The 11,046-nt window shown below is 37.7% G+C and carries 15 protein-coding genes and 1 rRNA gene; 14 read left to right on the top strand and 2 right to left on the bottom strand.

What is annotated here, in order from left to right; translation table 11 throughout:
* From HNQ85_RS17385 to HNQ85_RS17335, 11 genes are all read left to right on the top strand, one after another.
* The coding region (locus HNQ85_RS17385) for a DNA-directed RNA polymerase subunit alpha (RefSeq protein ID WP_181538960.1) at positions 1-828 on the top strand (828 nt) is incomplete at its 5' end.
* A gap of 66 nt (positions 829-894) precedes the next feature.
* Complete coding sequence (rplQ, locus tag HNQ85_RS17380; protein ID WP_181538959.1) at positions 895-1,257, top strand: 50S ribosomal protein L17; 363 nt, start codon at positions 895-897, stop codon at positions 1,255-1,257.
* A 124-nt stretch (positions 1,258-1,381) separates the two neighbouring features.
* The gene (locus tag HNQ85_RS17375) at positions 1,382-2,221 is read left to right on the top strand and encodes an energy-coupling factor ABC transporter ATP-binding protein (protein WP_181538958.1); all 840 of its coding nucleotides are present in this window, start codon (positions 1,382-1,384) and stop codon (positions 2,219-2,221) included.
* Complete coding sequence (locus tag HNQ85_RS17370) at positions 2,197-3,072, top strand: energy-coupling factor ABC transporter ATP-binding protein (RefSeq protein ID WP_181538957.1); 876 nt, start codon at positions 2,197-2,199, stop codon at positions 3,070-3,072. The genes HNQ85_RS17375 and HNQ85_RS17370 overlap by 25 nt, the downstream gene beginning before the upstream one ends.
* Complete coding sequence (locus tag HNQ85_RS17365; protein WP_181538956.1) at positions 3,062-3,859, top strand: energy-coupling factor transporter transmembrane component T family protein; 798 nt, start codon at positions 3,062-3,064, stop codon at positions 3,857-3,859. Before HNQ85_RS17370 ends, HNQ85_RS17365 begins: the two co-directional genes overlap by 11 nt.
* A 13-nt stretch (positions 3,860-3,872) precedes the next feature.
* Entirely contained in the window at positions 3,873-4,616 is a 744-nt protein-coding gene (gene truA, locus HNQ85_RS17360; protein ID WP_181538955.1) for a tRNA pseudouridine(38-40) synthase TruA, read from the top strand.
* A gap of 150 nt (positions 4,617-4,766) precedes the next feature.
* On the top strand, positions 4,767-5,204 hold the full coding sequence (gene rplM / locus HNQ85_RS17355) for a 50S ribosomal protein L13 (protein ID WP_181538954.1): 438 nt from the start codon (positions 4,767-4,769) through the stop codon (positions 5,202-5,204).
* A gap of 22 nt (positions 5,205-5,226) precedes the next feature.
* Positions 5,227-5,619 (top strand): 30S ribosomal protein S9, encoded by a 393-nt coding sequence (rpsI, locus tag HNQ85_RS17350; RefSeq protein WP_044895224.1) that lies wholly within the window; start codon positions 5,227-5,229, stop codon positions 5,617-5,619.
* A 113-nt stretch (positions 5,620-5,732) separates the two neighbouring features.
* Positions 5,733-6,173: a YbaK family protein gene (locus tag HNQ85_RS17345; protein WP_181538953.1), complete on the top strand. Its 441-nt coding sequence runs from the start codon at positions 5,733-5,735 to the stop codon at positions 6,171-6,173.
* A gap of 117 nt (positions 6,174-6,290) precedes the next feature.
* A complete protein-coding gene (gene cwlD, locus HNQ85_RS17340) occupies positions 6,291-6,953 on the top strand; it encodes an N-acetylmuramoyl-L-alanine amidase CwlD (RefSeq protein WP_409994150.1) in 663 nt (220 codons plus the stop codon).
* Positions 6,954-7,082: 129 nt separating this feature from the next.
* The gene (locus HNQ85_RS17335) at positions 7,083-8,102 is read left to right on the top strand and encodes an Mrp/NBP35 family ATP-binding protein (protein ID WP_181538951.1); all 1,020 of its coding nucleotides are present in this window, start codon (positions 7,083-7,085) and stop codon (positions 8,100-8,102) included.
* A 115-nt stretch (positions 8,103-8,217) separates the two neighbouring features.
* On the opposite strand, the gene gerD is transcribed toward HNQ85_RS17335, so the two are convergent.
* Positions 8,218-8,847, bottom strand: coding sequence for a spore germination lipoprotein GerD (gerD, locus tag HNQ85_RS17330; RefSeq protein ID WP_181538950.1), 630 nt, complete (start codon positions 8,845-8,847; stop codon positions 8,218-8,220).
* Between the two features lie 152 nt (positions 8,848-8,999).
* On the opposite strand from gerD, the gene HNQ85_RS17325 reads away from it, so the two are divergent.
* Positions 9,000-9,602, top strand: a complete 603-nt coding sequence (locus HNQ85_RS17325; protein WP_181538949.1) for a KinB-signaling pathway activation protein — start codon at positions 9,000-9,002, stop codon at positions 9,600-9,602.
* A gap of 51 nt (positions 9,603-9,653) precedes the next feature.
* Here the strand turns inward: HNQ85_RS17325 and pdaB are convergent, their stop codons facing one another.
* Positions 9,654-10,415, bottom strand: a complete 762-nt coding sequence (pdaB, locus tag HNQ85_RS17320) for a polysaccharide deacetylase family sporulation protein PdaB (RefSeq protein WP_181538948.1) — start codon at positions 10,413-10,415, stop codon at positions 9,654-9,656.
* Positions 10,416-10,545: 130 nt separating this feature from the next.
* Here pdaB and HNQ85_RS17315 point away from each other — a divergent pair, with 130 nt between their 5' ends.
* Both HNQ85_RS17315 and HNQ85_RS17310 read left to right on the top strand, forming a co-directional pair.
* A complete protein-coding gene (locus tag HNQ85_RS17315) occupies positions 10,546-10,776 on the top strand; it encodes a hypothetical protein (RefSeq protein WP_181538947.1) in 231 nt (76 codons plus the stop codon).
* 181 nt (positions 10,777-10,957) lie between these two features.
* Positions 10,958-11,046 (top strand): 16S ribosomal RNA (locus HNQ85_RS17310); the annotation flags it as partial.

Raw genomic sequence — 11,046 nt, 5'->3', positions numbered from 1 at the left:
AAACGTCGAATCCTGTTATCCTCACTCCCTGGTGCTGCTGTAACATCTGTGCAAATAGATGGTGTACTGCATGAGTTTTCGACAATTGAAGGCGTCGTAGAAGATGTAACAGCAATCATTTTAAACATTAAGAAACTTGCGTTAAAAATTTACTCTGACGAAGAAAAGACGCTCGAAATTGATGTACAGGGCGAAGGAGTTGTCACGGCTGCAGATATTACTCACGACAGCGATGTAGAAATTCTCAACCCAGACCTTCATATTGCTACGTTAGCAGAAGGCGGCCATTTGCGCATGAGAATGACTGCGAAGCGTGGACGTGGGTATGTTCCAGCTGATGCAAATAAACGCGAGGATCAACCAATAGGTGTTATCCCTATCGATTCTATTTATACACCGGTATCACGCGTATCTTACCAAGTGGAAAATACACGTGTCGGTCAAGTGACAAACTATGATAAATTAACGATTGACGTATGGACAGATGGCAGCATCGGTCCGAAAGAAGCGATTGCACTTGGTGCGAAAATTTTAACAGAGCACTTAAATATTTTCGTTGGTCTTACTGATGAGGCGCAAAATGCGGAAATTATGGTAGAGAAAGAAGAAGACCAAAAAGAAAAAGTGCTGGAAATGACGATTGAGGAACTTGATCTTTCTGTACGTTCATATAACTGCTTAAAACGCGCTGGCATCAATACAGTTCAAGAGCTCGCTCAAAAAACGGAAGAAGATATGATGAAAGTGCGTAACCTAGGACGGAAATCTCTCGAAGAAGTAAAAGCGAAGCTAGAAGAGTTAGGTTTAGGATTACGCAAAGATGACTAGTTAACTTTTTGATTAACTAGGCATTTTCATGTTACAAGTTATTTAATAATAAAGGAGGGACATCTCATGTCTTACAGAAAATTAGGACGTACGAGCGCTCAACGCAAAGCATTACTTCGTGACTTAGTTACTGATTTAATCATCAATGAGCGTATTGAAACTACTGAAGCTCGTGCAAAAGAATTGCGTTCAGTAGTAGAAAAAATGATTACGTTAGGCAAACGTGGCGACTTACATGCTCGCCGTCAAGCAGCTGCTTTCGTTCGTAAAGAAGTAGCAAATACAGAAACAGGCCAAGATGCAGTTCAAAAATTATTCAGCGACATTGCACCACGTTATCAAGATCGTCAAGGTGGTTACACTCGCATTATGAAACTTGGCCAACGCCGTGGCGATGGTGCTCCAATGGTAATTATCGAGTTAGTTTAATAGCAATACTACAAGGGCGAGACAGTTTAATCTAAACTGGATCTATGCCCTTTTTTTATTTCTCTTTTTCCATAACTGTAGTAGAGTAGAGAATAGAAAGTGAAGAGTTGAGAGGAGGCTAGTTATGAGAGATGTTGCTGTATCAGTCGAGAACATTTCTTTCAAATATCCGAATGAAACAAACTATGCTGTCAAAAACGTTAGCTTCTATGTTCAAAGAGGAGAATGGCTTGCTATTGTTGGGCATAATGGCTCTGGAAAATCGACAATTGCTAAATTATTGAATGGCTTATTGAGACAGGAAAGCGGTTCTATCAAAATATTTGGTACAGAGTTAAATGAGACGACAATTTGGGAGATTCGCAAGCGGGTTGGAATGGTGTTTCAAAACCCGGATAATCAATTTGTTGGTACTACCGTTCAGGATGACGTTGCTTTTGGACTTGAGAATAATGGCATTCCTCGCGATGAGATGGTGGAAAGAGTAAATGAAGCGATTCGACTGGTGAAAATGGAAGAGTTTTCAGAACAAGAACCGCATCATCTTTCTGGTGGACAAAAGCAGAGAGTAGCGATTGCTGGCATTATTGCTTTACAGCCCGATATTATTATTCTAGATGAAGCTACATCCATGCTTGATCCGAAAGGTCGTAATGAAGTGCTGGAAACAGTAAGAGATTTAAAGAAGAAACAGAAGATTACCGTGATTTCGATTACACATGACCTTGAAGAAGTAGTAAAAGCAGACAGAGTTATAGTGATGAACAAGGGTGAAGTTTTGACTGAAGGAGCACCAGAAGAAATATTTTTATTAGGAGAACAACTTGAGAAAATTGGACTGGATCTTCCTTTTGCTATAAAACTTAGCAATCATTTAAAGAGAGCGGGATTCCCGTTGACTATGGATCATTTAACCGCAGAGGGGTTGGTGGATGAGTTATGGACATTATATTCAAAGATGTAGAACATCGATATCATACCAATACCCCTTTTGAAAGACGGGCCTTATATAATGTGAATGTATCGATTGCCAGCGGTTCTTATGTTGCTATAATTGGCCATACAGGCTCAGGAAAATCAACACTTTTACAGCATCTTAATGGTTTGCTCCAACCGACAGACGGCACAGTGCATGTTGGTGATCAAATCATTACAAATGCCAAAAAGTCAAAACACTTAAAGCCGTTACGCAAAAAAGTAGGAATTGTGTTCCAATTCCCGGAGCACCAACTTTTTGAGGAAACGGTAGAAAAGGATATTTGTTTCGGCCCGATGAATTTCGGAATTCCAGAAGAGCAAGCAAAAAAAATGGCAAGAGAACTGCTTTCGTTAGTAGGACTCCCTGAAGAAGTGTTAACCAAGTCGCCTTTTGAGTTAAGTGGAGGACAAATGAGACGAGTAGCAATTGCTGGGGTGCTTGCGATGGAACCGGAAGTAATTGTATTAGATGAGCCTACAGCAGGCTTAGATCCAAGGGGACGAAAAGAAATTATGGAAATGTTTTACCGCTTACATCAAGAGAAACAGTTAACAACGATTTTAGTTACTCATAGCATGGAAGATGCGGCAAGATATGCAGATGAAATTATTGTAATGCACCGAGGTACTGTGCTGAAAAAGGGAACTCCTAAAGAAATTTTCCGTGAGCCAAATACGTTGTTGGAGATAGGATTAGATGTGCCAGAGACCATTTTATTTCAAAAAAAATTAGAAGAAAAGTTTGGTATAACCATTACATCTCCGTGTTTAACGGTGGAAGAAATTGTTGAAGAAACAAAAAAGCTATTTGCCAAGGTGAAAAAAGATGATGAATAGCATGATTATCGGTAAATATGTTCCTGGTACATCGATTGTTCATCGAATGGATCCACGCTCCAAATTAATCATGGTCTTTTTCTATGTCTTTATCGTTTTTTTAGCAAATAATGTTAAATCTTATGCTATTTTAACGGCTTTTACTTTTAGCCTCATATTATTATCTCGTATTCCGCTTTCTTTCATAATCAGAGGCTTGAAACCAATTTTTTGGATGATTTTATTTACGTTTCTGCTTCACCTATTAATGACAAAAGAAGGAGAATTATTGTATAGACTTGGATGGCTTGAAATTCATGAGCAAGGTGTCAAGCAAGGTATTTTTATTTCTCTTCGCTTTCTGTCATTAATCATTGTAACTACGTTGCTGACATTAACAACAACTCCGATTGAAGTCACAGACGGAGTAGAAAGTCTTCTTTCGCCACTAAAAAAATTCAACATGCCAATACATGAGTTAGCGCTCATGATGTCGATTTCTCTCCGTTTTATTCCAACATTAATGGAGGAGACGGATAAGATTATGAAAGCTCAGACAGCACGAGGAGTCGATTTCTCAAGCGGCTCTTTTCAGGAGAGAATAAAAGCGATTGTGTCGTTGCTTGTTCCATTGTTTATCAACTCCTTTAAGCGGGCTGAAGAATTAGCTACTGCTATGGAAGCACGTGGATATCAGGGGGGCGAAGGAAGAACCAAATTCCGTTTATTAACGTGGAAATTTGCCGATACTGCATTAATAGTCTTACTTGTTTTATTAGCAATAATATTGTTTATACTACGGTCATAATGAGGAATGAACGATGCAAAGATTGAAATGCACAATTGCTTATGATGGAACGAACTTTGCTGGCTATCAAATTCAACCGAATAAGCGTACAGTACAAGGAGAATTGGAGCATGCTTTAGCAACCATGCATAAAGGACAGTCCATTCGCGTTTTCGCATCTGGAAGAACGGATGCGGGGGTTCATGCGCACGGGCAAGTCGTTCACTTTGATTCTCCAATGGAGATTCCGGTTGTTGGATGGGTAAAAGCATTGAACGCTTTGTTGCCAGACGATATTGTTGTTAAAGAAGTGGAGAAAGTAGATTCATCGTTCCATGCCCGATTCAGTGCTATATCTAAAGAGTATCGCTATAAAGTAAGAATCGCACAAGAAAAGGACGTATTCTCCCGTAACTATGCTTTTCATTTTCCATATCTGCTTAACTATGATGCAATGAAAGAGGCATTGCAATTTATTGTTGGTACACATGATTTCACAAGTTTTTGTTCGGCAAAAACAGAGATAGAAGACAAAGTGCGCACGATTTATGAAGCCGACTTTGTCATCTTAGACAGTGAGCTAATATTTAAGTTTGTGGGAAATGGCTTTCTTTATAATATGGTTCGTATTCTTGTTGGAACGATGCTTGATGTTGGACAAGGAAAGATTCATCCAGCTAATATTCCTGCAATTATAAAAGGGAAGAATCGCAGCTTAGCGGGTAAAACCGCACCTAGTCATGGTTTATATTTATGGAAAGTTTATTATGACAACTAATCCTGGTGTAACAATTTCTTGACATTGGTATTTTAAAGAGATATTATATCATATGGTATGTATTTTAACCCCACGATTAGCCCCGGAAAATAATCGTGTTGAAATAAATATAACCAATTCGTTTTATTTTTTATTTTAGGAGGGAAAACAATGCGTACAACTTACATGGCGAAGCCAAATGAAGTAGAACGTAAATGGTACGTTGTTGACGCTGAAGGCAAAACGTTAGGTCGTCTTGCAAGCGAAGTTGCTGCAATTTTACGCGGTAAACACAAACCAACTTTCACACCACATGTTGATACTGGTGATCACGTAATCATCATTAATGCTGAGAAAATTGAGTTGACTGGTAAAAAATTAACTGACAAATTATACTATCGTCATAGCTTACATCCAGGTGGATTAAAAGTAAGAACAGCGCTTGAAATGCGTACGAACTATCCAGAAAAAATGCTTGAATTAGCAGTTCGCGGCATGCTTCCAAAAGGTCGTCTTGGCCGTCAAATGTTCAAAAAATTACATGTTTACAGAGGAAGCGAACATCCACATCAAGCACAAAAACCAGAAGTATACGAACTTCGCGGATAATTGATTTAAGGAGGGTATTATTTTGGCACAGGTACAATATTATGGCACAGGCCGTCGTAAAAGCTCTGTTGCGCGCGTACGTTTAGTTCCTGGCGATGGACGCATCGTAATTAATGGTCGTGATATTAAAGAATATATTCCATTTGAAGCGTTAATTGAAGTAGTTAAACAGCCATTAGTATTAACAGAGACTTTAGGTAGCTATGATGTATTAGTAAATGTAAAAGGTGGCGGTTTCTCTGGGCAAGCAGGCGCAATCCGTCATGGTATCGCTCGTGCTTTATTAGAAGTTGATCCAGAATACCGTGCAACATTAAAACGTGCAGGCTTATTAACTCGTGACGCTCGCGTGAAAGAACGTAAGAAATACGGTCTTAAAGGCGCTCGTCGTGCACCACAATTCTCAAAACGTTAATCAAAGTTTCTTTATCAATCCCAGCCATTACGGCTGGGATTTTTTGTTTTCTTTATGCACGCATGATTGAGATGAGACGGTAGGAAACTACATCTCAAAGGAGCGTGAGATAGATGAATGTGGTTACTTCTTTTAAAGAGAAAAAACGGGAAAAGGAAATCGCTTATGAACGAAAAATGCTCCGGGAACTATCGTTAGAGCAACTGAGAAAACGAGTATACGAATATTTTGCAGATTTTTATAGCACTCACCGTGTTTTTCCTTCGTCTGTTGAAGATAGCTGCATAGATATTGCCATTGAAGCTTTCTTACTTGGTGCAAGTTATAGCCGTTTTGGTTATTATGGTGAGCCAGTCACGATGGTAAGACACCGTTGTGCAAAAGAGGAAAAATATTTAGTCGATACATTGTTTGATGTCTTGTGTTTTTGGGGGAATATTGATGATGCACTTATTAATGAATCACTATATTATGCATGTGAACATTATGTGGGAAGCTGGTGGATAGAAGGTTTTGAAAAAGGGAGAAAACGTTGGCGTTTAAAATTACGCTAATGCATGTTCTATTTTCTCTGCTTGTTCCATATAAGATAGAGAAGGGGAAAAGCAGGGGGAGAAACAATGAACAAAAAAATAAAAATGATTGGTTTTGTCATTGGTTTCATCATTTTAATGGTTTTGCTTCAATATAAGTTTACTGAGAACAACTCATGGAAATCATGGAATCTGCCGCTCTCAGGGAGAATCATTATTTTAGACCCAGGACATGGCGGTCCTGATGGTGGTGCGGTCGGAGGAGAAGTAGTCGAAAAAGATGTTGCTTTAAACATAGCGTTAAAATTGCGCGACTACTTACAACAACAGGGAGCATTAGTAATGATGACTCGTGAAGGAGACCATGATTTGGCTTCAAAGGACACAAAAGGTTACAGCAGACGGAAAGTAGAGGATTTGCAAAAGAGAGCAGAGTTTATTAATGAGTCAGAAGCAGATTTATTTATTAGCATTCATCTGAATGCGATTCCGTCTCCGCGATGGAGTGGAGCGCAAACGTTTTACTATGCCTCCTTTGTGGAAAATGAAAGGGTTGCGAAATTTATTCAAGCGGAGCTTCGACGAAATCTTGAAAATACGAACCGTTTAGCCAAACCAATCAATGGGGTCTATTTATTAAAGTACTCCAAAAAACCAGGTGCACTTGTCGAAGTCGGTTTTTTATCTAACTATGATGAGCGGCAGCTTTTGTCTTCTGAAGATTACCAAACGAAGGTAGCTGCATCCATATACAAAGGAATTTTAAGATATTTTTCAAATGAAAAAAATCCCCCAAACTAGGGGGCTTTTGTTTTGCTTGAAGTCATAGGCACTCTATTTTCTGAAAGGATTATTTCCATAGAAAAAATAGAATATTATGTTATATTAGAAATATGGAAACGAATACATAAAAGGATTGGGTGATAAATAATGTTGACACAACAAAAAGTGACGGAAATTTTAGAAAATATAAAAGATCCGTTCTTACATAAAACATTTAAAGAAACGAATGCCATTCAAGAAATAAAGATAAAAGAGGATAAAGGACATGTAAGCGTCAAAATTGCTTTAGCGAAGACAGGCACTGCTGAGCAACTCCAGGTACAGAATACGATTGTACAACTATTAAAAAATGCAGGTGCAGAAACGGTAGGATTACGATTTACAAGCTTGTCTCCAGAAGAACTAGCAAAACATCAAGGAGAGTTAAAACAAACTGCCTATATCGCTATTGCGAGCGGAAAAGGTGGGGTAGGCAAATCCACTGTTTCTGTCAATCTTGCTATATCCCTTGCACGCCTTGGAAAAAAAGTCGGGCTTATCGATGCAGATATTTACGGTTTTAGCATTCCAGATATGATGGGAATAGTAGAAAGACCAGTTGTTCGCGGCGAAAAAATTATTCCTGTGGAGCGTTTTGGAGTAAAAGTGATTTCCATGGGCTTTTTTGTGGAAGATAATGCTCCTGTTATTTGGCGCGGTCCGATGTTAGGGAAGATGTTAAACAATTTCTTTAAGGAAGTGGAGTGGGGAGAATTAGATTACTTATTATTAGATTTACCACCAGGAACAGGAGATGTAGCACTAGATGTACATTCCATGTTACCTGCATGTAAAGAAATTATCGTTACTACTCCTCACCCAACAGCAGCATTCGTTGCAGCAAGAGCGGGTGCGATGGCACTTCGTACAGAGCATGAAATCATTGGCGTTATTGAAAATATGTCTTATTTTGAAAGCAAATTAACTGGCGAGAAAGAATATGTATTCGGAAAAGGCGGCGGAAAAAAGCTTGCTGAAGAGCTGCAAACAGAGCTCCTAGGACAGTTGCCGTTACAACAGCCTGATTGGAATGAGGAGGACTTCGCACCTTCTGTATATGCTGAAGACCATCCAATTGGAAAAATTTATATGGATATTGCTCGCAAAATTACCGAGAAAGTTTCTTAATAGGAAATTGAGTAAGATAAGGGTCAGACTTCTCCCACATATTTTAGAGAGTCGGACCCTTATCAGACAGTTTAAATATTATTTCGAAAGAAGTTTCCTGCTTCAAGCGATTATACTAACTGCCCCCTTGTCCTCCACCCGTATCTTCGCTACCTTCCTCGCCGCCTTCTCCTTCTTGATCCTCATCTTGCTTTTTTGTTCCTTGCATATCTTCAGCTGCTTTAATAAGAAGATGTTGAATCTTCGCTTTGAATAATGGACTTTCAAATGTTTCTGTCATTACTTGTTGAAGGTGGGTGCGAAATTCTTGGCTTTTTAACACAGTTATCATCGATTTTTCTACTTCCGGATTTTTTAAAATATCGATGATCATCGCTTGATATTCTGGATCTTTCATTAACGTTTTCAACATTTTTTCTTGTTCTGTCTTTAAACTTTTCGCAAAGCTTTCAGCGAATTTAGGATCTTCGAACATTTTTTTCCAAAAATCTGCACCTTTTTTAGATGTGAGCACTTGTTCAACGGTTTGTTTAACAATGACTTGATCCATAATAAGTTCCTGTTTAATTTTTTCATCTTTCATAATTTCTTTAATGGCTTTCTTTCCTTCATCCGTTTTTAATATATCAACAATCATCTTTTTTGTTTGATCATAATCAGGTGGAGGAGGACTTGTCTCTTGAGGAGCACAAGCGCTAAGGATAAGGAAATAGCTCAATAAGAGGAGCGATGTCCATTTTGTCATGTGAAATAAGCTCCTTTCTGCAAAGATCCTTATCTTTAATATGAATGTTAAAGAAAAAAATATGCATCGGTCTGATTAATGGCTGGCTTTTTCAATAAGTGATTGATAAAATTTTTAAAGGAAATATTAGAACAATAATGGAGGATTTGACAGTGAATAGCCGTAAATGGGTTCGATTATTTCTAACGACACTAATAGTCGGTGGAATTACAACGGGAATTACCGGATTTGCAGTGAGATGGAGCGAATATAAAGATCTCTTCTTGGAGATGAATATGGGGGAAATTCTAGCATCTTTGCTATGGTTTATTGGTGTTGGCTTTATTTTCAGTATTATTAGCCAAATGGGCTTTTTTGCTTATTTAACGGTTCATCGCTTTGGGTTAGGGATATTTCGTTCTGTTTCTCTTTGGAATTCAGTACAACTTGTATTGATTGCATTTGTGTTGTTTGACTTAATTTATTTCCGATATCAAATTTTTGCTAAAGAAGGCGAGTCAATAATCAGCTATATATGGATTGCTTTGTTTATTTTCTTATTTGGACTAGTTGTGGCATATATTAAACGTTCGCAAACAAATAAAGAAGCTTTTGTTCCAGCTTTGTTTTTCATGGTCGTAGTCACAATTATTGAATGGTTTCCAGTATTGAGAATTAACGAAGAGGACTGGTTATACTTAATGTTATTCCCGCTGTTAGTGTGCAACGCTTATCAATTGCTTATACTTCATAAGTTAACAGGCACGAAAAAATAAGGGGTTGATTCCCTCTAACAACAATGTTGATAGAGGGGGACCCTTTATTTATTAATTGATTTCCTTAGCATTTGCTTTTGCGTTTGCAATCAATTCAGAAATACATGCATTTTGATAACCTTGCTTTTTCATTTTGCTAATAATTTGGGGTAGTGCTTCTAATGTTTGTTTTGCTGAGTCAGAGGCATGTAGCAAAATAATGTCTCCGCCATCAATATTTTCCACTACATTATTGACGATCATATCCACTCCTGGGTTAAGCCAATCTTTTGAATCGATACTCCAATGAACAACCGTATATCCTAAAGAGTCAGCAATTTTTAAAACTTTTTTATTAAAATGGCCGCTCGGTGGCCTTAAAAGGGTAACATTTTTTATCCCTAGCATATTAAATACTTTTTGTGATTGAAGCAAGTCTCTTCTTATTTTATCGTCTTCAAGTTCTGTATAGTCTATGTAATTGTATCCCATGCTCCCGATTTCATGTCCATCTTCTTTAATTCGTTTAACGATGTTTGGATGTCTTTCCGCCCAAGAAGCAGACAAGAAAAAAGTAGCGTTTTTTATGCCGTATTTCTTTAATGTATTAAGAATGGGGATTGCCTTTTCATCGCCCCAACTAATATCAAATGTTAAAGCCACCTCATTTCTGCTTTTTTCCGCCTTATAAACAGCTTTTGGTCCAGTAGGAGTTGAAAAGGCTGGGTTACTTTTCTGTTGAATGTATAAAATGGAGGCAGTAAAAAATGCAGCAATGACGATAATTAATGTTTTTTTTAATACGTGACCGTTTAATACATAAAAAAAATTCATTGTTCTTCCCCCTTGTCCTAATATCTCCTTTATGAGCATTTTATGCTTGTTCCATGAACTTATGAAAAGTATTTCATAAAACGAATTCAACTGGTAATAATTAGATTAAAGGGAAAAGTGAGGTGCAATAATGTTAGGTTTTTTAGTCACACAAAATGAAGTAAAAGAACTTCGTTATTTATTAAAGCGGGAAATGGAGGAAATTCTCTTTGATATTCAAGATTCACGAATTGATCAAGTTGTAAAGCAAGCGTTGGAAGAGCGGTATCGTGTATTATTTAAACTTTTTATTAGAATCGCTTCACCAAGTGAATGCAAAAAATATATTTTCCCGAAAAAAATTACACCCAAAAAGTATTGACATGTAATTTAAGCAGTGTTATATTTATAAACGTCGTTGAGACAATAAAAAAATGAGTGATACGAAAAAAAGTATTGACAAAGTAATTTTGTTTATATTAATATAAAAAAGTCGTTTGTTGATGTTCTTTGAAAACTGAACAAAACGAAGCGTCCACGTCAATTTGCTAGGTATGTAACTTTTATTGGAGAGTTTGATCCTGGCTCAGGACGAACGCTGGCGGCGTGCCTAATACATGCAAGTCGAGCGGACCACAAAGAAGCTTGCTTC

This window comes from [Anoxybacillus] calidus (assembly GCF_013760845.1).
Taxonomy (GTDB): Bacteria; Bacillota; Bacilli; order Bacillales; family Anoxybacillaceae; genus Paranoxybacillus; species Paranoxybacillus calidus.
The sequence above is the reverse complement of the archived record's forward strand: the minus strand, read 5'-3'. Positions and strand labels throughout refer to the sequence as shown.

Excerpts from the sequence above, each read along its gene's own strand:
- truA (WP_181538955.1), top strand. The coding sequence starts at position 3,873 with ATGCAAAGATTGAAATGCACAATTGCTTATGATGGAACGAACTTTGCT.
- pdaB (WP_181538948.1), bottom strand. The coding sequence starts at position 10,415 with ATGAATTTTTTTTATGTATTAAACGGTCACGTATTAAAAAAAACATTA.
- HNQ85_RS17315 (WP_181538947.1), top strand. The coding sequence starts at position 10,546 with ATGTTAGGTTTTTTAGTCACACAAAATGAAGTAAAAGAACTTCGTTAT.
- HNQ85_RS17375 (WP_181538958.1), top strand. The coding sequence starts at position 1,382 with ATGAGAGATGTTGCTGTATCAGTCGAGAACATTTCTTTCAAATATCCG.
- cwlD (WP_409994150.1), top strand. The coding sequence starts at position 6,291 with ATGGTTTTGCTTCAATATAAGTTTACTGAGAACAACTCATGGAAATCA.
- rplM (WP_181538954.1), top strand. The coding sequence starts at position 4,767 with ATGCGTACAACTTACATGGCGAAGCCAAATGAAGTAGAACGTAAATGG.
- HNQ85_RS17335 (WP_181538951.1), top strand. The coding sequence starts at position 7,083 with ATGTTGACACAACAAAAAGTGACGGAAATTTTAGAAAATATAAAAGAT.
- HNQ85_RS17370 (WP_181538957.1), top strand. The coding sequence starts at position 2,197 with ATGGACATTATATTCAAAGATGTAGAACATCGATATCATACCAATACC.
- rplQ (WP_181538959.1), top strand. The coding sequence starts at position 895 with ATGTCTTACAGAAAATTAGGACGTACGAGCGCTCAACGCAAAGCATTA.
- HNQ85_RS17345 (WP_181538953.1), top strand. The coding sequence starts at position 5,733 with ATGAATGTGGTTACTTCTTTTAAAGAGAAAAAACGGGAAAAGGAAATC.
- HNQ85_RS17365 (WP_181538956.1), top strand. The coding sequence starts at position 3,062 with ATGATGAATAGCATGATTATCGGTAAATATGTTCCTGGTACATCGATT.
- gerD (WP_181538950.1), bottom strand. The coding sequence starts at position 8,847 with ATGACAAAATGGACATCGCTCCTCTTATTGAGCTATTTCCTTATCCTT.